The following is a 20,915-nucleotide window of genomic DNA, read 5'->3' on the forward strand; positions in this document are numbered from 1 at the left end:
ATCAAAGGCGCTGTTTTTTCTAAAGCAGATTGCGTTTCTTCAGACAAATGGAGATCCAAACTGTGGGAGCGGGCTTGCTCGCGAATGCGGTGGGTCAGCCAATGAATCTTTCAACTGACACACCGCACTCGCGAGCAAGCCCGCTCCCACATTTTTTGATCGAGTGAAGCTTCAACAGCTTCACAGGTTGGCATCACCGTGAGGCCCTTGCTCCCACTCCGTTTTACTGGCATTGTTTGCGCAATTGGTAATATTTCCCATTTGAGAAGTTTTTGCGCATGCATGACATTCCGGCCGCGCCGGGCGATTGCGCCCGTCAGCAGACCCTCACGGCAATGTACAGCGAGCACCATGGCTGGTTGCACGGTTGGCTGCGCAAAAAGCTCGGGTGTTCCCAGCACGCTGCCGACTTGGCACACGACGCCTTCATCCGCGTGCTGATGTTGGCCGAGCCGCAGAATATTCAGGAACCCCGTGCGTTTCTTGCCACTACGGCAGGAAGGCTGTTGATTGATGGCGCTCGTCGTCGGCGCATCGAAAAAGCCTACATGGAAGCCCTGACCCTTCAGTGCGAAGACGCCGGCATGCCTGACCCGGCGGCGATCCATGTGGCGCTGCAAGCGCTGGAGCGCATCACCGAGATGCTCGCCGGGCTGCCGGCGAAAACCCGCGAAGCGTTTCTGTTGAGCCGTCTCGATGGGCTGACTTACAGCGAAATCGCCACCCGCCTGGACGTGTCTTCCAGCAGTGTCAAAAACTACATTTCCACGGCCCTGGTGCATTGCTACCACAGCCTGCATGGTGCGGACCCGTTGCCATGAGCTCCGAACAGATTATTCAGCAAGCTGCGAATTGGCTGACACGCCTGCACGACGAGGACTTCAGCGACGCCGACCACCAAGCCTTCACTGCCTGGTGCGCGGCCGACCCACGCCACGCCGTGGCCATTGAGCGTATGCGCGCCTTGTGGGGCCACTTCGACACCTTGCCCGCGCAGCCGGCGCGCATGGCCCTGAATCGGGCTTTTGCCCCGCAACGCTCGCGCAGTGCCCAGGTGCTGGGGGTGCTCGGCGTGGTGCTCTGCGGCTGGTTCAGCCTGCAGCATTGGCCTGTGTGGATGGCCGACCAGCGCACCGGTGTGGGCGAGCGTCGCCAGATCGTGCTCGAAGACGGCAGCCAGTTGCAGCTCAACAGCAATTCGGCGGTGGACGTGAAGTTCGACGGCCATCAGCGTGTGATCGAATTGCTGCAAGGTGAATTGTGGGTGGACGTGGCAGAGGACGCGCAGCGGCCGTTCGTGGTGCGCACCGATCAAGGCACCGCCACCGCGCTGGGCACGCGTTATCTGGTCAAGCGTGGCGCCGACGATTCCACGCTGGTCACGGTGATCGAATCGACGGTGACGGTCAAAGGTGACGCGGGCGAGGAGGTCAAGGTTGCGGCCGGCCAGCGTTCGGTGCTTGATCATGGCCGCGCCCAACCACCGCAAGCTGGCGGCAATTCGGACCCCGACGCCTGGACCCGTGGCCTGCTCAAGGTCAATGACCAGCCTCTTAGCGACGTGCTGCAAACCCTGGCCAGTTATCGCCACGGTTTGGTGCGCTTTGACCCTCAGGCCCTGCAAAACCTGCGGGTGTCCGGCGTGTTCAAACTCGACGACACGGTGGGGGCCCTTTCGGCACTTGCCGATAACCTGCCGATCCGGGTCGAGTACTTCACCGATCTGCTGGTGGTGGTCAAGCCACGCTGAGTCAGCGTTCGTTCTGGCGCAGACGTTTATAGAGGGTGTTGCGGCTTACACCCAGTTCCCGCGCCAAGTGGGAAATATTCCCGCCGACAGCTTTCAGGCGCTGCGTCAGGTCCAGGCTTTCATCGATGAACTCTTCAGCGTGCACGGGCGGCGTCACGTGCAGGTCCACAAAAAAATCATCCGGCAGGTGCTCCGGGCGAATCGGCTGCTCCTCGGCCATCGCCAGCGCCACCTGCAACACGCTGCTCACCTGACGTAAGTTGCCCGGCCATGGGTGTTGCTCGAACAGCGCCAGTACCTCGGCACTCAGCCCGGCCCACTGGGTCGGTTCGCGGTGTTGCTGCCACAGTTGCTGGAACAACGCGCGTTTGTCCGTCCGTTCGCGCAACGGCGGCAACTCCAGGGTCAGACCGCCGATGCGGTAGTACAAGTCCTCACGAAAGCGCCCGGCCTGCACCCACTCGCGTAATGCCCGATTGGTGGCGGAGATGATCCGCAAATCCACCGGGAACAGCTCGCTGCTGCCCACCGGTTGCACGCAACGCTCCTGCAACACGCGCAACAGACGGGCCTGTGTCGGCAGCGGCATATCGCCAATCTCGTCGAGAAACAGCGTGCCTTTGTCCGCCTTGCGAATCAGGCCGATGCTGCCTTTCTGGTTCGCACCGGTGAAGGCGCCTTTTTCGTAGCCAAACAGCTCCGATTCCACCAGCTCTGCGGGAATCGCCGCACAGTTCACCGCGATAAACGCCTGGCTGCTGCGGGAGCTGGCCTGGTGCAGGGCTTTGACGAACACCTCTTTGCCCACGCCTGTTTCGCCGTGGATCAGCAACGGAATGTCTTTCTCCAGCAAGCGCTCGGCCTGGCGCACGGCCTTTTCTACGCGTGCATCGCCAAAGTGCAGGGTCTTGAGGCCAATCACCGCCTGCGTTGACGGTGCCGGTTCGCTGGGCTTGGGGGCGCTGAAAACACGCGCCTGCACGGGCATTTGCCTGGGTCGCTTCAACAAACACTGAAACCGGTTGCGTCCCGCTGCCTGCAGGGAAAACGGCAACCCTTCCGGTTGGTTCAGCAACTCCAGCAGTGAGACCTTGAACAAACTGTCGATCAGCACCCGCGACAGGCTGATGCCAAGCAAATTGTCGGCACGGCGGTTGGCGGACAACACCTGGCCGCTTTCATCAAAAATCAGCAGGCCCGCCCACTGGCTGTCGAGGTTGTTCAGGCCGGTGTTGAAGGTCAGCTGGAAATGCTCGCCGCGAAACAGGTTGAGGATCAGCCGGTTTTCCACGGTCTGGCTCATCATCTTGACCATGCCCAGGGTGTGGGAGGGCGGCAGGTAGCTGTCGCTCGACACATCCAGTACTGCAATGATTTCGCGCTGTGCATCGAAGATCGGCGCCGCCGAGCCGGTCATGAATCGGTTGGCCTTGAGGAAGTGTTCGTCGTGTTCGATATGCACCGCCTGGGCACAGGCCAGTGCGGTGCCGATGGCATTGGTGCCGCTGGCGCGCTCCATCCAGCTGGCGCCGGGGTTGAAACCGCGGGCCAGCTTGGGCTCGATAAACCGTTGGGTGCCCCACGACGTCAGCACTTGCCCCTGATTGTCGGCCAGCATGATCAGGCAGTTGGAGTTGCTCAGGATGTTTTCGTAGTAGGGCAGGACTTCCTGGTGGGTGGTCTGCACCAAAGAGTGCTGGCTTTCCAGCAGCTGGCTGATGCCCTCGGCGGGGAGCTGGTCGAAGCTGGGGGTGCTCTGATGGTCCAGGCCAAAGGCGCGGCAACGGCGCCAGGATTCCTGGATAAGGGTGTCGTGAGCCAAGGGTTCGGCCATGTTGACCTTCTTTTTATTGTTATTTTATGGAGCCTTGCGCGATCAAACTGTGGGAGCTGGCTTGCCTGCGATAGCGGTGAGTCAGCTGGCTCATTTGCTACTGATACACCGCAATCGCAGGCAAGCCAGCTCCCACATTTTGTTCTGTGTTGGGCATGAGAGTGTTGTTCAGAACTGTTCATTGTCAAGCCTGTAGGTGTTCAGTTGTTCAGCGGCAGTGTTCACTCCTGAACATCGCAATTACCCCATTTCCTTACACATCAAGCGCTTGCCGTTTTGGCACGAAACTCGCTCTGACGAATGGCCAGATTCATTCCAATAATAAAAAAGGTCGTGTCATGTCATTGACCCTGGAGCACGTCACCCGCGTCGTCGAAGGCCAGACCTGGATCGACGATGCCAACCTGCGTTTCGAAGCCGGCTCTTTCAACGTCTTGCTGGGCCGCACGCTGTCCGGCAAAACCAGCCTGATGCGCCTGATGGCCGGCCTCGACAAACCCGACAGCGGCCGCATCCTGATGAACGGCGTGGACGTCACGCACAAGCCGGTGCGCCTGCGCAACGTGTCGATGGTTTACCAGCAGTTCATCAACTACCCGACCATGACCGTATTCGAAAACATCGCCTCGCCGTTGCGCCAGGCCGGTGTGTCAAACGAGGTGATCCAGAGCAAGGTGCTGGAAACCGCGAAGATGCTGCGCATCGAAAAATTCCTCAAGCGCCACCCGCTGGAGTTGTCCGGCGGCCAGCAGCAGCGCACGGCCATGGCGCGCGCGTTGGTCAAGGACGCCGAACTGATCCTGTTCGATGAGCCGCTGGTGAACCTGGACTACAAACTGCGCGAAGAGCTGCGTCAGGAAATGCGCGAGCTGTTCAAGGCGCGCCACACCATCGCCATCTACGCCACCACCGAGCCCAACGAAGCGCTGGCCCTGGGCGGCACCACCACCATTCTGCATGAGGGCCGGGTGATCCAGAGCGGCAAGGCTGCCGAGGTCTACCACCAGCCGCAAACCGTGTTGGCCGCCGAACTGTTTTCCGAGCCGCCGATCAACCTGATGCCGGGGCGCATCAGCGGCAATGAAGTGAGTTTCGCCAATTTCGTACACTTTCCGCTGAACGTCGACCTGCGCCCCATCGGCGACGGCGAGTTCCGTTTCGGCGTGCGCCCCAGCCACATCAGCCTGGTGCCGAGCAACGACGATGACCTGGAGCTGGCAGTGACCGTGGAAGTTGCCGAGATCAGTGGCTCGGAAACCTTCCTGCATGTGCGCAGCGAGCACTTCCTGCTGGTGCTGCACCTGCCGGGTGTGCACGAGTACGACGTCGACGCGCCGATCCGCGTGTATATCCCCACCCATAAACTGTTTGTGTTCGATGGTCAGGGCCGCTTGGTCCAGGCTCCCGGGCGCCGTGTCGCGAGGGTTGCCTGATGGCCGAGATCCATTTGCAGAACCTCGCCCACAGCTACAGCCCTACGCCAAACGGCCCTGAGGACTACGCGATTCGGGAAATGAACCACGTGTGGGAGCAGGGCGGGGCCTACGCGTTGCTCGGGCCGTCGGGCTGCGGCAAGTCGACCTTGCTCAATATCATCTCCGGCCTGCTCAGCCCGTCCGAAGGCCAGGTGCTGTTTGACCATAAAGTGGTCAACGACCTGACCCCGGAAAAACGCAACATCGCCCAAGTGTTCCAGTTCCCGGTGGTGTACGACACCATGACCGTCTTCGACAACCTGGCCTTCCCGCTGCGAAACCAGGGCATGGCCGAAGCGAAAGTGCACAGCAAGGTGCAGGAAATTGCCGAGGTTCTCGACCTGCAAAACCTGCTGAGCAAAAAAGCCCGCAACCTGACCGCCGATGAAAAACAGAAAGTCTCCATGGGCCGTGGCCTGGTGCGCGACGACGTGTCGGCGATCCTGTTCGATGAGCCGCTGACGGTGATCGACCCGCACCTCAAATGGAAACTGCGGCGCAAGCTCAAGCAGATCCACGAGCAGTTCAACATCACCATGGTCTACGTGACCCACGACCAGCTTGAAGCTTCGACCTTCGCCGACAAGATCGCGGTGATGTACGGCGGGCAGATCGTGCAGTTCGGTACGCCGCGCGAATTGTTCGAGCGGCCGAGCCATACCTTTGTCGGTTATTTCATCGGCAGCCCGGGGATGAATCTGATTGAGGTGCAGGCCGAGGCGGGTGGGGTGCGTTTTGCCGGCACGCTGCTGCCGTTGCCCGAGTCATTGCAGCAACGCCTGCGCGACACGGACTACAAAAAGTTGCAGGTGGGCATACGCCCGGAATTTATTCACGTGTGGGACGAGTACAACCCTGACGCGATGCAGGCCGATGTCGTACATGTCGAAGACCTGGGCACCTACAAGATCATGACGCTCAACCTCGATGGCGCGCCGTTGAAAGTGCGCCTGGCCGAAGACAAGCCCGTGCCCGAAGGCAAGGCCTCAATCAGCTTCCCGGCGCAATGGCTGATGGTCTACGCCGACGATTACCTGCTGGAGGTGCTGCCATGAACAAGGTGCAGAACAACAAGGCCTGGTGGCTGGTGTTGCCGGTGTTCCTGCTGGTGGCGTTCAGTGCGGTGATCCCGATGATGACCGTGGTCAACTACTCGGTACAGGACATCTTCGACCAGTCCAGCCGCTACTTCGTCGGCGCCGACTGGTACAAGCAGGTGCTGCTCGACCCGCGCTTGCATGACTCATTGCTGCGTCAGTTCATCTATTCGGCCTGCGTGCTGCTGATCGAAATCCCCTTGGGTATCGCCATCGCCCTGACCATGCCGACCAAGGGGCGCTGGTCGTCGCTGGTGTTGATCATTCTCGCCATTCCGCTGCTGATTCCGTGGAACGTGGTGGGCACCATCTGGCAGATCTTTGGTCGCGCCGACATCGGTTTGCTCGGTTACAGCCTTAACGCGCTAGGCATCAGCTACAACTATGCGGCGAACACGGCAGACGCCTGGGTCACCGTGCTGGTGATGGACGTGTGGCACTGGACCTCCCTGGTGGCGCTGCTGTGCTATTCAGGGCTGCGGGCGATTCCGGATGTGTACTACCAGGCGGCGCGGATTGATCGTGCGTCAGCGTGGGCGGTTTTCCGACATATCCAACTGCCGAAGATGAAAAGCGTGCTGCTGATCGCGGTGATGCTGCGGTTTATGGACAGCTTCATGATCTACACCGAGCCGTTCGTCCTCACCGGTGGCGGGCCGGGTAACGCCACCACGTTCCTCAGTCAGACGTTGACCCAAATGGCCGTAGGCCAATTCGACCTGGGCCCGGCGGCGGCGTTTTCCCTGGTGTATTTCCTGATCATCCTGTTGGTGTCCTGGCTGTTCTACACCGCCATGACCCACTCCGACGCCAACCGCTGAGGCCGCCAACATGAGCAAGCGCAAGCTGATACCGCTGCTGATCTACATCCTGTTCCTGCTGGTACCGATCTACTGGCTGCTGAACATGTCCTTCAAGAGCAACACCGAAATCCTCGGCGGGCTGACGCTGTTTCCACAGGATTTCACCCTGGCGAACTACAAGGTGATCTTCACCGACCCGAGCTGGTACACCGGTTACCTCAACTCGTTGTACTACGTGAGTTTGAACACGGTGATTTCCCTGAGCGTGGCGTTGCCGGCGGCGTATGCCTTTTCGCGCTACCGCTTCCTCGGTGACAAGCACCTGTTCTTCTGGCTGTTGACCAACCGCATGGCGCCCCCGGCGGTATTTTTGCTGCCGTTCTTCCAGTTGTATTCCTCGATTGGTTTATTCGATACCCATATCGCCGTGGCCCTGGCCCACTGCCTGTTCAACGTGCCGTTGGCGGTGTGGATTCTGGAAGGCTTCATGTCTGGCGTGCCCAAGGAAATCGACGAAACCGCCTACATCGACGGCTATAGTTTTCCGAAGTTCTTCGTGAAGATTTTCATCCCGCTGATCGGCTCCGGTATCGGCGTGACGGCGTTCTTCTGCTTCATGTTTTCCTGGGTCGAGCTGTTACTGGCACGCACGCTGACCTCGGTCAACGCCAAGCCGATCGCGGCAGTGATGACGCGCACGGTCTCGGCCTCGGGCATCGATTGGGGCGTACTGGCGGCGGCGGGAGTCTTGACTATCCTGCCTGGCATGCTGGTGATCTGGTTTGTTCGCAACCACGTGGCCAAGGGCTTTGCCCTGGGCCGGGTCTGAGGAGTCGATGATGGAATGGATGGCCTGGACCACCCCGACCGCGCTGTTTTTTGCGGGCATAGCCCTGATTCTGGTGGGCATGACCACCTGGGAACTGCGCTCGCCGAGCATCCCTCGGCGCGGCTTTCTACCGATCAGCACCACCCGTGGTGATCGTTTGTTTATTGGTCTTCTCGGCAGCGCCTACCTGCACCTGTTGGTGATTGGCGTAACCGGCTGGAGCATCTGGGTGGCGACTGCGCTGTCCCTGGTGTGGCTGTTGTGTGTGATGCGTTGGGGCTAGTGCTCCGTTTGAATAAACAACCAGGAGGTCTCTATGTTCGATAAAAACAATAAGCTGCGACATAGCATTTCATTGGCCGCCGTACTGGCCCTCAGCGGTTTGAGCGCCACGGCCTGGGCCGATGCGTACGAAGACGCGGCGAAAAAATGGATCGGCAGCGAGTTCAAGCCGTCCACCCTCACCGAAGCGCAACAGCTCGAAGAGTTGAAATGGTTTATCAAGGCGTCGGAACCGTTCCGTGGGATGAAGATTAATGTGGTGTCGGAAACCCTCACCACCCACGAGTACGAATCCAAGGTGCTGGCCAAGGCCTTCAGCGAAATCACCGGCATCAAGCTGACCCACGACCTGCTGCAGGAAGGCGACGTGGTGGAGAAGCTGCAAACCCAGATGCAGTCCGACAAGAACATCTATGACGGCTGGGTCAACGACTCGGACCTGATCGGCACGCACTTTCGCTATGGCAAGACCGAATCGATCACTGACCTGATGGCCAACGAAGGCAAGGACTTCACCTCGCCGACCCTGGATATCAAGGACTTTATCGGCATTTCCTTCACCACCGCGCCCGACGGCAAGATCTACCAGCTGCCCGACCAACAGTTTGCCAACCTCTACTGGTTCCGCGCCGACTGGTTCGAGCGCCCGGAGCTGAAAGCCAAGTTCAAGGAGAAATACGGTTACGAACTCGGCGTGCCGGTGAACTGGTCGGCCTATGAAGACATCGCCAAGTTCTTCAGCGAAGACGTCAAGGAAATCGACGGCAAGCGCATTTACGGGCACATGGACTACGGCAAAAAAGACCCGTCCCTGGGCTGGCGCTTCACCGATGCCTGGTTCTCCATGGCCGGTGGCGGCGACAAAGGCCTGCCCAACGGCTTGCCGGTGGACGAGTGGGGCATTCGCGTGGAGGACTGCCACCCGGTGGGCTCCAGCGTCACCCGTGGCGGCGACACCAACGGCCCGGCCGCCGTGTTCGCCACGCAGAAATACGTGGACTGGATGAAAGCCTACGCGCCACCGGAAGCGGCGGGCATGACCTTCTCCGAATCCGGCCCGGTGCCGTCCCAAGGCAACATCGCCCAACAGATATTCTGGTACACCGCGTTTACCGCCGACATGACCAAGCCGGGCCTGCCGGTGGTGAATGCCGACGGCACGCCGAAATGGCGCATGGCGCCGTCGCCGGTCGGACCTTACTGGGAAAAAGGCATGAAGAAGGGCTATCAGGACGTAGGCTCCTGGACCTTCCTCAAGTCCACGCCCGAGAAACAGAAACTCGCGGCCTGGCTTTACGCGCAGTTCGTAACCTCGAAAACCGTCTCGCTGAAGAAAACCATCGTTGGCCTGACGCCGATTCGTGAGTCTGACATCAACTCCCAGGCCATGACCGACCTGGCGCCGAAACTCGGTGGTTTGGTCGAGTTCTACCGCAGCCCGGCCCGCGTCGAGTGGACCCCGACCGGCACCAACGTGCCGGATTATCCACGCCTGGCGCAACTGTGGTGGAGCAACATCGCGGCGGCCGCCAGCGGCGAGAAAACCCCACAGCAGGCGCTGGACAACCTGGCCAAGGAGCAGGACGCCATCATGACGCGCCTGGAACGCTCCAAAGTCCAACCGGTATGCGGCCCGAAAATGAACCCCGAGCGTGATGCGCAGTACTGGTTCGACCAGCCGGGCGCACCGAAGCCGAAACTGGCGAACGAGAAGCCTAAAGGGGAAACCGTGGCGTACGGTGATTTGCTGAAGTCGTGGGAGGCGGCGCGTAAGTAATCACAGGCTCTCAGTAGAGAATTGGCTTCCTCTGGCGAGCGGGTGGTTGTGGCGAGCGGGCTTGCCCCGCGTTGGGCTGCGCAGCGGCCCCAAAAACAGGCGACTGAGGCCTATATGAAGGAACTCGGTCGCCTGTAATGGGGCCGCTGCGCGCCCCAACGCGGGGCAAGCCCGCTCGCCACACAAGCCCGCTCGCCACAACAAGCCCGCAGGCCATAGTGAGTTCAGGCCCGACCTCTGTTATCAGCCAGAATCCGCGCCGTATCCCTGGCCGGCGGCAACCCGAACACCCGCGCATAATCGCGGCTGAACTGGGTCGCACTTTCATACCCCACCTCAAACGCCGCGCTGGTCACACTGCTGGCGCTGGCCACCATCAAGGTGCGCGCCTGCAACAGGCGTACACGTTTCTGGTACTGCAACGGGCTCAAGTTGGTTACAGCCTTGAAGTGCCGGTGAAACGCCGAAACACTCATCGCCGCTTCCTGCGCCAGCGCTTCCACCCGGATCGACTCGGCAAAATCCCTGCGAATCCATTGAATCGCCCGGCTGACCCGCGCCATGGCGGTGTCCGGTGCGGCGATTTCGCGCAGCATCCAGCCGTGCGGGCCTTGCAACACGTGGTACAGAATCTCCCGCTCATAGGCCGGTGCCAGCGCGGCAATCGCCATCGGGTCGCCCATCAGGCGCAGCATGCGCACCCACGCGTCCATCAAGGCGGGCGTGACGGCGGCCACTGAAAACCCCGCTTCCTGTTCCCAACGTTTAGTCGGCGCCGGCAGATCATTGAGCAAGATGGACAGCACCGTCGGGTCCAGGGTCAGGCTCACCGCCAGGTAGGGCTCGCCGGTCGCCGCCGGGTTCACCACCCCTACGGCGGGCAGCTCAATGGACATCACAAAATAGGTCGCCGGGTCGTAATTCAGCGTGCGATCGCCCACTGTCATGCACTTGCTGCCCTGCAGGATCAGGTTGATCATCGGGTCGTACACGGCGGCGAGCATATGCTCCGGAATCGCCCCCTGAACCATCGCCACGCGCGGAATGCCGGTCTCGGTGCGGCGGTTTTCGGCGTTTGCGGCCAAGGCGCGCAGTTCGATCAATTGAGTATTCATGGCGAGCATGCTGTTCCTTCCCACGCGCGCTGCGCAAGCAAAAAGCAGAAACAGGCAGGATTGAGGCAGGAACGGCTGCGTCGACGGGCCGGGTGATCGCTACTGTGGTCACTCAACTTTTCGACAGTGGAGCAAGCCATGAGCGTCATCGTAATTACCGGAGGCAGCCGCGGCATTGGCGCCAGTACCGCCGAACTGTGCGCTCGCCAGGGGCATGGCGTCATTCTCACTTACAACAGCAACCCGGACGCGGCGCAGACGGTGGTTCAGCGTATTGAGGCGGCGGGCGGCAAAGCCGTGGCGTTGAAACTGGATGTGGCCGATGTCAGCACTTTCGCAGCCTTCCGTGATGCCGTTGCGCAGGCCCTTCATGCCACTTGGGGCGTAGGGATGTTGAGCGGGCTGGTGAACAACGCCGGTTACGGGCTGTTCAACCCCCTTGAAAGCGTGACCGAAGCGCAATTCGACGGTCTGTTCAACGTGCACCTCAAAGGCCCGTTTTTTCTCACCCAGACCTTGCTGCCGCTGCTGCAAGAGCACGCCAGCATCGTCAACCTGACCAGTGCCACTACGCGTGTTGCTACAGCGGGTGTTGCGCCGTACGCCGCGTTCAAGGGCGGCCTGGATGTGCTCACTCGTTACATGGCCAAGGAGTTCGGCGAACGGCGCATCCGTGCCAACGCTGTGTCGCCGGGTGCCATTCGTACGGAGTTGGGCGGCGGTTTGAACGATGAATTCGAAGCGCTGCTGGCCGGGCAAACCGCCTTGGGTCGCGTAGGAGAACCGGAAGACGTGGCACGGGTAATCGCGCTGCTGCTGTCGGAAGAAGGCCGCTGGATCAATGCCCAGACTGTCGAAGTCGCGGGCGGCTACATCATCTGAACTGCGAGGCCACACCATGCTGGATCATCTGTTTATTTCGGTCAGCGACATTGAGCGTTCCATCCGCTTCTACGAAGCAACGCTCGCGCCATTAGGCATCACGGCGCGCCTTGACTACGACGGCAAGGACGGCCCACCCGGGCATCCGGACCTCAAGGGCTTTGGCGCCAACGGCCGCGTGTTTTTCTGGCTGCGCGAAGGCGTGGTCGAGGGGCGGGCAGTGCATGTGGGATTTATCGCTAACAACCGTGCAGAGGTGGAAACAGCCTACGCCGCTGCGCTGGAAAACGGCGCCACCGACAACGGCGCGCCGGGTGCGCGTTTGCACTACGACCCCAACTACTACGCGGCCAACGTCCTCGACCCGGACGGCTACAGCCTTGAATTCGTCTACAAGAACTGGCAGCACACCTCATGAAAACATTGATGATTTACGGCGCCACCGGCTACACCGGGCGCATGGCGGCCGAGCAGGCGAAAAAGCTCAACCTGAACCTGGTGATTGCCGGGCGCAACGAGCCGCGCCTGGCATCGCTTGCCGCACAACTAGATGTGCCTTACCGCGTATTCGTCCCGCAAGAAAGCCGGTTGGAAGGTATCGACGTGTTGCTTAACTTCGCCGGCCCCTTCGCTCTCACCGCCGAACCGTTGATGCGCGCCTGCATCGCCAGCGGCACCGACTATCTGGACATCACTGCTGAAATCAATGTGTTCCGCCTCGCCGAGCAACTCGGCAGCGGGGCGGATGTAATGCTGCTGCCCGGCGTCGGCTGGGACGTGGTACCTACCGACTGCCTGGCGATGCACGTTGCCAACCGCGTACAGCAGCCGCACGCACTGAAAATCGCGTTGCAAGTCCCCGGCACGATGTCGCGGGGTTCGGCGATGAGTGTGGGGGAAATTATCGGCGCAGGCGTCATGGCGCGCATCGACGGCGAACTGGTCGCCACCCCGGACGCGCCACTGCAACACCTGGATTTCGGCGACGGCCCGGAGCTGTGCGCGCCGTTGTCCTTCGGTGATTTGGTCACCGCCTGGCATTCCAGCGCCGTCCCGAACATCGCGATGTTCGTGCACATCACCGGCGAAGCCTTCCCCGAAGGCGACTTGTCACTGCTGCCCGACGGCCCCACACAAACCCAGCGCGACGCCCATCGCGCCCGCGCCGTGGCCGAAGTCACCGGCGCCGACGGCACGGTTGCGCGCTCGGTGATTGAAACCGTCAACGGCTACAGCTACACCCCGCTGGCCGCGGTGGAAGCGGCGCGCCGAGTGCTCGGCGGAGAACGCCGTGCCGGCTTTGAAACCCCCGCAAAGCTGTTCGGTGTGGGCTTCGCGCAGACGATTGCCGGCACGCGGATCATCGATTACTAGCCGCCGATGCGCTCGTGTTGCCTGCCGCTGGCGCCTTGAAACGTGCCGCATCCTTCCCCGGCGGCAAGCCAAACAGCCGCGCGTATTCGCGGCTGAACTGCGAGGCGCTTTCATATCCCACGGTAAAGGCGATGGCCGCCGCATCGAGTGTGTCGAACAGCAGCAACCAGCGCGCCCGCAGCAGGCGCAAACGCTTCTGGTACTGAATGGGCGTCATCGCCGTGACGGCTTTGAAATGCCGATAGAACGCCGCGACGCTCATGTCGGTCATCGCCGCCAGTGGCTCTACGCGAAAGGGTTCGGTGTAGTGCTGGCGAATCCACTCGGTCGCGCGACGGATTTGCACCAGGCGCCCGTCCGGGCGTGCCATGTCCACCAGGGTTTCGCGCAGCGGGCCCTGTAGCACCCGAAACAGTATTTCGCGCTCAATCATCGGCGCCAGTACCGCCACTTCATTGGGCCGGTCCATCAACCGCAGCATCCGCAGCCACGCATCCAGCATTTCCGAGGGCGCTTGCACCGCCGCGAACCCTTGGGTGCGCCGCCGTTCAGTTGCTTGAATTTCATCCGCCAGCACGGCGGCGATCACTGAAGGATCGAGCGTCAGGCTGACCGCAAGGTACGGCAAACCCGGCGCATTAGGGTGAACCTGGCCAGTGGCGGGTACCTCAACCGGCACCACGAAGTAGCTGGACGGGTCGTAAGTAGCGACCTGATCACCAATCGACAAGGTCTTCGAGCCTTGCAGCACCAGGTGCAGCATCGGCTGATACACCTGATCGGCACAGGCTTCGGCGCACACCATCGCCACACGGGGCAGGCCGGTGTCGGTCCAGGTGTTGGCTGCGCGCATCACCAAGTGACGCAGTTCGTTCAAGGCATTGTTCATGGGCCGACCTTGAGCCACGCACGCCCGCAAAGCAAGGCAGTTGAGAAGAATAGGCAAGCATGGGCGAAGAATCGGCAACCGCTCCCCCGGTAGCGACGCAAATACTGGAAGCACGCAACATCACCCACCCACAGGAAGATCCGACTCATGAAACTCGATGGAAAAATTGCAGTGGTCACCGGCGCATCAAAAGGCATCGGCGCAGGCATTGCCAAAGGGCTGGCAGCGGCGGGCGCGAGCGTGGTGGTCAACTACGTCTCCAGTAAAACCGAAGCCGATGCCGTGGTCGCGCATATTCAGGAACAGGGTGGCACCGCTATCAGCGTGCAGGCGGACATGAGCTCGGGGGCCGACGTCGTGCGCTTGTTCGACACGGTCAAGCAGGCATTCGGCACCCTCGACATTCTCGTCAACAACGCCGGGCTGGCAGTGTTCCAAATGCTGGAGGACTTGACCGAGGACGCCTTCCACAAGCAGTTCAACCTCAATGTGTTGGGCTATCTGCTCGCCGCGCGGGAAGCCCTGAAGTTGATGGGCCAGGGCGGCAGCATCATCAATATCAGTTCGATCCTCAGCACTGACCCGTACCTGGCCTCCAGCGTTTACTCAGCCACCAAGGGCGCCGTGGATACTCTGACCTTCGCCCTCGCGCGTGAGTTGGGTCCCAAAGGGATTCGGGTCAACTCCATTTTGCCGGGCCACACCAACACGCCGGCCACGGATGGCAACTTTGCCGGTGAGTTTGGCCAGTCGCTGATTGCCGGCACGCCGCTGGGGCGTTTCGGTGAGCCTGAAGATATCGCGCCGCTGGCGGTGTTCCTGGCGTCGGATGACGCTCATTGGGTGACAGGCGAGTCCATCCGGGCTTCCGGCGGTGTGCGGGGTGTGGGTTACTGACCGTCTGATCATTACACCTGTGGGAGCTGTCGAGCTTTAGCGAGGCTGCGATGGCGGTGGGTCAGGCGACATCTCCATCGGCAATGCCGCCGCCTTCGCAGGCAAGCCAGCTCCCACATTGTGATTGGGGTGTGTCTGATGGGACTTTGCGGATTCAGCAGGGAACGCCGAACTACCCGGCAACACAGATCCCCTGTGGGAGCTGTCGAGCTTTAGCGAGGCTGCGATGGCGGTGGGTCAGGCGACATCTCTCTCGGTCATGCCGCTGTCTTCGCAGGCAAGCCAGCTCCCACATTGTGATTGGGGTGTGTCTGATGGGACTTTGCGGATTCAGCAGGAAACGCCGATCTACCCGGCAACACAGATCCCCTGTGGGAGCTGTCGAGCTTCAGCGAGGCTGCGAAAGCGGTGGGGCAGGCGACATCTTTCTCGGCAATGCCGCCGCCTTCGCAGGCAAGCCAGCTCCCATTTTTTGATCGATAGCGTTTCGACGTTACGCAGCTTGCGGCTGAATCTGCAGTTCACCCTCAACTTCCTTTACCAACTCACTGGCCAAAAACAGCGGCGCCAAACGCCGGTGCAACTGCGGTTCGACAAACTCTTTCACTGTGTCCAGTGACAGCACACCGCTGAGGGGCAACTCGGCCTTGGTGTACGACAGCCACGCTTTCTTCAATGCCATCAACACATCGCTGCCCGCCGTGGAGGCGAAGCGGCGGTGGGTGGGTTTGGCGTCGAAGGTGAAGGTGTGCTGGAACGCGTAGCCGGTCTCATCGCCATTGGCGGCGGTGCAGCGTACGCAGGTGCACGGGCCGTCGCCGAACGCGCTGCGCAGGTAGGCGTTGAAGTCCACCACGGGTTTGAGTGACAGGCGCTTATCGACCTCGAACAGGTCTCCGGTCATTTTTTCGTCAGTGTTCAACGTCCATTTCCTCGCTGGTTCGGCAATCTTTCAAAGCGCCGCACAATACCAGCCGCAGGCCTGTTTGGGGATGGATTTGCATAACAATAGATCCCGATATTCTTTTCCTGTCTTAAAAATGCCCGCTACCCTCGCTCACCTTCTCAAAAGCGCGGCAGACCCTCCATGACCCTCAAGCGTTCTTCCCTGACCCTCCTGGCCGCGTCCCTGGCCGCTGCGAGCACGTTGCTCAGCCCCGGCGCCCAGGCCGAAGGCAAAATCAGCATTGCCCAGCAGTTCGGCATTGGCTACCTGATCCTCGATGTGGTGCGCGACCAGCACCTGATCGAAAAATATGGCAAGGAGCAGGGCCTGGACATCAAGGTGGAGTGGAACAGCATTTCCGGCGCCACCGCGATGAACGAGTCGCTGCTGGCCGGTGCCCTGGACGTGGTTTCGGCGGGTGTGCCGCCGATGCTCACCCTGTGGGACCGCACCAAGGGCAAGCAGAACGTCAAGGCCATCGCCTCGCTGGGTTCGATGCCGAACTACTTGCTGACCAACAACCCCAACGTGAAGACCCTCAAGGACTTCTCCGAGAAAGACCGCATTGCCGTGCCAGCCGCTGGCGTGGGTTTCCAGTCGCGCACCTTGCAGATTGAAACCGCCAAGCAATTCGGTGATGCCAATTACAAGAAGTTCGACGACATCTCCATCAGCCTGGCGCACCCCGACGCCACGGCGGCGTTGATTGCCGGCGGCTCGGAGATCAACTCGCACTTCTCCAGCCCGCCGTTTCAGTATCAGGAACTGTTGAACCCCAACGTGCATAAAGTGCTCAGTTCCTACGACATTCTAGGCGGGCAGGCGTCGTTCAACGTGCTGTACACCACCGAAAAATTCCACGACGAAAACCCCAAGACCTACAAGGCGTTTTATGACGCGCTGGCCGAAGCCGAGCAGATCATCAAGGCCGACAAGCCTGCTGCGGCCAAAACCTATATTCGCGTAGAGGAATCCAAGCTGCCGTTGGACCTTGTGGAGAAAATCGTCCAGGACCCGGAAATCGACTTCACCATCGTGCCGCAGCGCACCTACATCTATGCCGAGAAATTGCAGGAACTGGGCGTGTTGAAAAACAAGGCGGCGAGCTGGAAAGATTATTTCTTTGAAGAGGCCCATGGCGGGAATGGCAGCTGAATCCACCTGCCTGACCTGAAACACGGTTAACAATGTGGGAGCTGGCTTGCCTGCGATAGCGGTGTGTCAGTCAGTAAATTTGCCCTCTGATACACCGCTATCGCAGGCAAGCCAGCTCCCACATTGGATATTTTTCGTTCGAAAAATCAGCGGAAGAACTCCCCCGGCGTGGAATCAAACTGCTGGCGAAACGCATTGATAAACGCCGACGTCGATTCATAACCACACGCCAATGCCACATCCGTCACCCGCTCGCCTTGCTCCAGGGCGGGCAGGGCGCTGAGCAACCTCAGGCGTTGGCGCCATGCCCGAAACGTCAGCCCGGTGTCTTTCACAAACAACCGGCTCAGGGTTTTTTCACTGATCGCCAGCTTGTCACTCCACTGGCCCAAAGTCGTCTGCTGCTCCGGGTGCAGGTTCAAACTGCGATAGATCTGCCGCAAGCGCGGGTCCAGAGGCAGCGGCAGCATCAAATCCACCTGCGGCGCCGCAGCAAGCTGGTCCAGCACCACCTGCGCCAGGCGCCCATCCGGCCCATCCTCGGCATATTCCACCGGCAGCTCGCTGAAACTGCGGATCAATTCGCGCAATAAGCTGCTCACCTCCAGTACATGGCAATGCTCGGCGGCCCATGCGGTCACACTGCAATCCAGGTACAAACTGCGCATTTCGGTGTGCGGCGAGCTGAACACCCGATGCGGCACGCCCGCCGGTATCCACACCGCGCGCTGGGGTGGGGCGACGAAACGGCCTACGCCTGTCTGGATCTCCAGCACCCCGGAAATCGCATAAGACAACTGCACCCACGGGTGGCTGTGCCGGCGAGTCAGCGCGCGATTGGGCAGCGATTCTGTGCGCCCATACACCGGCCGTGGCAGGCTGGAAAGCCCGGGCACACTGCGGCGGACGGTCTTGTCATGTCCTTTAGGCGGCATTTACTGGCTCATTGGCGTTAGTCGGTAACAAGCCGTTACGTTAGAGTCGCGACGATGCTCTTGGCAACCCCTGGAAGAATTGCTTATGACCCGCCCGCGTTTTCTGCCCGACAACTTCACCCTGACGCTGATCGCCACGGTGATCCTCGCCTCCCTGCTGCCCGCCAGCGGCCAGACCGCCGTGGCCTTCGGCTGGGTGACTAACCTGGCCATCGCGCTGCTGTTTTTCCTGCACGGCGCCAAACTCTCGCGCCAGGCCATCGTCGCCGGTGCCGGCCATTGGCGCCTGCACTTGCTGGTGTTCAGCCTGACCTTCGTACTGTTCCCGCTGCTCGGCCTGGCGCTCAAACCGCTGCTGTCGCCGCTGATCGGCAAAGACCTGTACATGGGCATGCTCTACCTCTGCGCGTTGCCGGCCACTGTGCAATCGGCGATTGCCTTTACATCGCTGGCGCGCGGCAACATTCCGGCGGCGATTTGCAGCGCGGCGGCTTCCAGCCTGTTCGGTATCTTCCTGACACCGTTGCTGGTGACCTTGCTGCTCAATGTGCACGGTGACGGCGGCTCTACAGTCGATGCGATCCTGAAAATCAGTGTGCAATTGCTGTTGCCGTTTGTGGCGGGGCAAATTGCCCGGCGCTGGATCGGCGAATGGGTGGGGCGCAACAAGTCCTGGCTGAAGTTTGTCGATCAGGGCTCGATCCTGCTGGTGGTCTACGGCGCATTCAGTGAAGCCGTCAACGAAGGCATCTGGCACCAGATCCCGCTGTGGGAGCTGGGCGGTTTGGTCGTGGCGTGCTGTGTATTGCTGGCGCTGGTGCTGGTGGCGTCCACGCTGCTGGGCAAAGCCTTTGGCTTCAGCCAGGAAGACCGCATCACCATCTTGTTCTGCGGCTCGAAGAAAAGCCTCGCGACCGGTGTGCCGATGGCCCAGGTGCTGTTTGCCGGGGCGACCATGGGTGTGTTGATCCTGCCGCTGATGCTGTTTCACCAGATTCAGTTGATGGTGTGCGCGGCCTTGGCTCAACGTTATGCCAAGCGGCCGGAAAGCATTCCCGAGTTGATGGGGCAGGTGGATCCTTGATCCAGCGCACACTTTGAGGCGAAACCCCTCAAGTTAACGCGCGGCCAGACGACTTCCTTATTGAGAGCCCAATAAGGAGTGTCGGCATGAACGTAAAAGGTGTTTCGATGGTTGCAGGCCTGTTTTGCCTATGGGCGGGCGGCGTCAGTGCCGCACAGACCGTTGGCGGGGGCACGATTGAGTTCCGGGGTGCCATCGTCGAGTCCGGGTGTGCGACAAATGCGCGCAGCGGTTCAGTGATAGAACTGAGCGGATGCTCCAGCGCCAATCGTGGCAGCCGTCTTGATGCGCTTAATGTGGCGCCGGTCGCCAGCGTCAACGCGGCCCACGTGCGGCTGGTGGCAGACAGCGGCAGCGGGCGTTATTACGATCAGCGCTATCTGCTGGTGGACGACGCCGGCAAGCCGATTCAATCGGGCAATTACGTGATTACCATGACATCGCCCTGAGCCCGCAGGCGACGATCCGCGTCAACAACGGGCCGAGAAACCTATAGAATGCTCGACGGCGGCGCTGTTCTGCGTGGCCGTTGGATCATCGTCAGAGTATCTCGCCCGCCAATGAGCATTTCAGCCGCAACGCCTCAAGCCAATTGGCAACCGGTCATCGCCCTGGCGTTGGCCGCCTTTGTGTTCAATACCACCGAATTCGTGCCCGTCGGGCTGCTCAGCGCCATCGGCGCCAGCTTCGACATGCCCATCGCCAGCGTCGGCCTGATGCTCACCATCTACGCCTGGATCGTGTCGCTGACCTCGCTGCCGGTGATGCTGCTGACCCGCAACGTCGAACGGCGCAAATTGTTGATCGTGCTGTTCTGCATGTTTATCGCCAGCCATATTCTGTCCAGCGTGGCCACCAGCTTCGGCATCCTGATGCTCAGCCGCATCGGCATCGCCTTGTCCCATGCGCTGTTCTGGTCGATCACGGCCTCGCTGGCCGTGCGCCTCGCGCCGGAAGGCAAACAGGTGCAAGCCCTTGGTCTGCTCGCCACCGGCACCTCACTGGCGATGGTCTTGGGCATTCCGCTGGGCCGGCTGCTCGGCGAAGCCATGGGCTGGCGCACCACGTTCCTGGTGATCGGCGCGTTTGCCGCCGCGCTGGTGTTCTGGCTGGCGCGCACCTTGCCGTTGCTGCCAAGCCAGAACTCCGGCTCCCTGCGCAGCCTGCCGCTGTTGTTCAAGCGCCCGGCGCTGGTGGCGCTCTACGTGCTCACGGCGCTGACAATCACCGCGCAATTTACCGCCTACAGCTACATCGAACCCTTCGTCGAAGGCGTCGCCGGTATGGGCGGCGGGGCCGTGACCCTGATCCTGCTGGTGTTCGGCGGCGCGGGCATTATCGGCTCGCTGCTGTTCAGCCTGGTGCACCGTTTCAATCCCCACCTGTTCGTGGTGGGCGCTGTGTTCCTGCTGGCCGCGTGCCTCACGCTATTGTTGCCCTTGAGCGGGGCCGAGTCTTACCTGGTGATACTGAGTATTTTCTGGGGCATGGCAATCATGGGTTTCGGCCTGGCCATGCAGTCCAAAGTGCTGGTACTCGCGCCGGATGCCACCGACGTGGCTATGGCGATGTTCTCCGGCATCTACAACATCGGCATCGGCGGCGGCGCCCTCATGGGCAGCTGGGTCGGCAGCCACTTCGGTTTCGCCTGGATCGGCGCGGCGGGTGGGTTGCTGGCGGCGGTGGCGTTGATTGGGTATTGCCTGGCGATTCGGCGGTTTGGGCAAGGTGTGCCGCGTAACTAGTACTGCCGCTGCGAGTACTGACCCTGAAACGTTTCGAAGGATCGAA

General features: G+C 60.9%; 21 protein-coding genes. 16 read left to right on the forward strand and 5 right to left on the reverse strand.

Annotated elements, in window-relative coordinates; translation table 11 throughout:
* The first annotated feature begins 278 nt into the window (after positions 1-278).
* Positions 279-821, forward strand: coding sequence for a sigma-70 family RNA polymerase sigma factor (locus BFW87_RS22425; RefSeq protein WP_078741896.1), 543 nt, complete (start codon positions 279-281; stop codon positions 819-821).
* On the forward strand, positions 818-1,750 hold the full coding sequence (locus BFW87_RS22430) for a FecR family protein (RefSeq protein ID WP_078741897.1): 933 nt from the start codon (positions 818-820) through the stop codon (positions 1,748-1,750). Before BFW87_RS22425 ends, BFW87_RS22430 begins: the two co-directional genes overlap by 4 nt.
* Before the next feature lies 1 nt (position 1,751).
* Here BFW87_RS22430 and BFW87_RS22435 read toward each other — a convergent pair whose 3' ends face one another.
* Positions 1,752-3,584, reverse strand: a complete 1,833-nt coding sequence (locus BFW87_RS22435; RefSeq protein WP_078741898.1) for a sigma-54-dependent Fis family transcriptional regulator — start codon at positions 3,582-3,584, stop codon at positions 1,752-1,754.
* A 338-nt stretch (positions 3,585-3,922) separates the two neighbouring features.
* On the opposite strand from BFW87_RS22435, the gene BFW87_RS22440 reads away from it, so the two are divergent.
* The 6 genes from BFW87_RS22440 to BFW87_RS22465 are packed head-to-tail and all read left to right on the forward strand — an operon-like array spanning position 3,923 to position 9,847.
* Positions 3,923-5,017: an ABC transporter ATP-binding protein gene (locus BFW87_RS22440; RefSeq protein WP_078741899.1), complete on the forward strand. Its 1,095-nt coding sequence runs from the start codon at positions 3,923-3,925 to the stop codon at positions 5,015-5,017.
* A complete protein-coding gene (locus BFW87_RS22445; RefSeq protein ID WP_078741900.1) occupies positions 5,017-6,114 on the forward strand; it encodes an ABC transporter ATP-binding protein in 1,098 nt (365 codons plus the stop codon). The genes BFW87_RS22440 and BFW87_RS22445 overlap by 1 nt, the downstream gene beginning before the upstream one ends.
* Positions 6,111-6,977 carry a carbohydrate ABC transporter permease gene (locus BFW87_RS22450; RefSeq protein ID WP_017735078.1) on the forward strand — a complete coding sequence of 289 codons (867 nt, stop codon included), beginning with the start codon at positions 6,111-6,113 and terminating at the stop codon, positions 6,975-6,977. The genes BFW87_RS22445 and BFW87_RS22450 overlap by 4 nt, the downstream gene beginning before the upstream one ends.
* Positions 6,978-6,987: 10 nt before the next feature.
* Positions 6,988-7,788 carry a carbohydrate ABC transporter permease gene (locus tag BFW87_RS22455; protein ID WP_003232361.1) on the forward strand — a complete coding sequence of 267 codons (801 nt, stop codon included), beginning with the start codon at positions 6,988-6,990 and terminating at the stop codon, positions 7,786-7,788.
* 10 nt (positions 7,789-7,798) lie between these two features.
* Positions 7,799-8,071 carry a DUF2160 domain-containing protein gene (locus BFW87_RS22460; RefSeq protein WP_016969859.1) on the forward strand — a complete coding sequence of 91 codons (273 nt, stop codon included), beginning with the start codon at positions 7,799-7,801 and terminating at the stop codon, positions 8,069-8,071.
* A 33-nt stretch (positions 8,072-8,104) separates the two neighbouring features.
* Positions 8,105-9,847: an ABC transporter substrate-binding protein gene (locus tag BFW87_RS22465; RefSeq protein WP_078741901.1), complete on the forward strand. Its 1,743-nt coding sequence runs from the start codon at positions 8,105-8,107 to the stop codon at positions 9,845-9,847.
* A 224-nt stretch (positions 9,848-10,071) separates the two neighbouring features.
* On the opposite strand, the gene BFW87_RS22470 is transcribed toward BFW87_RS22465, so the two are convergent.
* Positions 10,072-10,962 carry an AraC family transcriptional regulator gene (locus BFW87_RS22470; RefSeq protein ID WP_176159806.1) on the reverse strand — a complete coding sequence of 297 codons (891 nt, stop codon included), beginning with the start codon at positions 10,960-10,962 and terminating at the stop codon, positions 10,072-10,074.
* A 138-nt stretch (positions 10,963-11,100) separates the two neighbouring features.
* Between BFW87_RS22470 and BFW87_RS22475 the strand changes: the two genes are divergently transcribed.
* The 3 genes from BFW87_RS22475 to BFW87_RS22485 are packed head-to-tail and all read left to right on the forward strand — an operon-like array spanning position 11,101 to position 13,218.
* Positions 11,101-11,844 (forward strand): SDR family NAD(P)-dependent oxidoreductase, encoded by a 744-nt coding sequence (locus tag BFW87_RS22475; RefSeq protein WP_078741902.1) that lies wholly within the window; start codon positions 11,101-11,103, stop codon positions 11,842-11,844.
* A 16-nt stretch (positions 11,845-11,860) separates the two neighbouring features.
* Complete coding sequence (locus tag BFW87_RS22480; protein ID WP_078741903.1) at positions 11,861-12,262, forward strand: VOC family protein; 402 nt, start codon at positions 11,861-11,863, stop codon at positions 12,260-12,262.
* Positions 12,259-13,218, forward strand: a complete 960-nt coding sequence (locus BFW87_RS22485; RefSeq protein ID WP_078741904.1) for a saccharopine dehydrogenase family protein — start codon at positions 12,259-12,261, stop codon at positions 13,216-13,218. The genes BFW87_RS22480 and BFW87_RS22485 overlap by 4 nt, the downstream gene beginning before the upstream one ends.
* On the opposite strand, the gene BFW87_RS22490 is transcribed toward BFW87_RS22485, so the two are convergent.
* On the reverse strand, positions 13,205-14,107 hold the full coding sequence (locus BFW87_RS22490; protein ID WP_078741905.1) for an AraC family transcriptional regulator: 903 nt from the start codon (positions 14,105-14,107) through the stop codon (positions 13,205-13,207). The genes BFW87_RS22485 and BFW87_RS22490 overlap by 14 nt on opposite strands.
* Before the next feature lie 147 nt (positions 14,108-14,254).
* Between BFW87_RS22490 and BFW87_RS22495 the strand changes: the two genes are divergently transcribed.
* Complete coding sequence (locus BFW87_RS22495; protein WP_078741906.1) at positions 14,255-15,004, forward strand: glucose 1-dehydrogenase; 750 nt, start codon at positions 14,255-14,257, stop codon at positions 15,002-15,004.
* Between the two features lie 493 nt (positions 15,005-15,497).
* Here BFW87_RS22495 and BFW87_RS22500 read toward each other — a convergent pair whose 3' ends face one another.
* On the reverse strand, positions 15,498-15,926 hold the full coding sequence (locus tag BFW87_RS22500) for a hypothetical protein (protein ID WP_078741907.1): 429 nt from the start codon (positions 15,924-15,926) through the stop codon (positions 15,498-15,500).
* 165 nt (positions 15,927-16,091) lie between these two features.
* On the opposite strand from BFW87_RS22500, the gene BFW87_RS22505 reads away from it, so the two are divergent.
* On the forward strand, positions 16,092-17,105 hold the full coding sequence (locus tag BFW87_RS22505; protein WP_078741908.1) for an ABC transporter substrate-binding protein: 1,014 nt from the start codon (positions 16,092-16,094) through the stop codon (positions 17,103-17,105).
* A gap of 146 nt (positions 17,106-17,251) precedes the next feature.
* On the opposite strand, the gene BFW87_RS22510 is transcribed toward BFW87_RS22505, so the two are convergent.
* On the reverse strand, positions 17,252-18,040 hold the full coding sequence (locus BFW87_RS22510; protein ID WP_078741909.1) for an AraC family transcriptional regulator: 789 nt from the start codon (positions 18,038-18,040) through the stop codon (positions 17,252-17,254).
* An 85-nt stretch (positions 18,041-18,125) separates the two neighbouring features.
* Here BFW87_RS22510 and BFW87_RS22515 point away from each other — a divergent pair, with 85 nt between their 5' ends.
* The 3 genes from BFW87_RS22515 (at position 18,126) to BFW87_RS22525 (ending at position 20,869) form a co-directional block, all read left to right on the forward strand.
* On the forward strand, positions 18,126-19,124 hold the full coding sequence (locus tag BFW87_RS22515) for a bile acid:sodium symporter family protein (RefSeq protein ID WP_078741910.1): 999 nt from the start codon (positions 18,126-18,128) through the stop codon (positions 19,122-19,124).
* 86 nt (positions 19,125-19,210) lie between these two features.
* A complete protein-coding gene (locus BFW87_RS22520) occupies positions 19,211-19,573 on the forward strand; it encodes a hypothetical protein (RefSeq protein ID WP_078741911.1) in 363 nt (120 codons plus the stop codon).
* 111 nt (positions 19,574-19,684) lie between these two features.
* Positions 19,685-20,869, forward strand: a complete 1,185-nt coding sequence (locus BFW87_RS22525; RefSeq protein ID WP_078741912.1) for a sugar transporter — start codon at positions 19,685-19,687, stop codon at positions 20,867-20,869.
* Positions 20,870-20,915: the final 46 nt, after the last annotated feature.

Source organism: Pseudomonas fluorescens, from assembly GCF_002022275.1.
Lineage (GTDB): Bacteria > Pseudomonadota > Gammaproteobacteria > Pseudomonadales > Pseudomonadaceae > Aquipseudomonas > Aquipseudomonas fluorescens_AJ.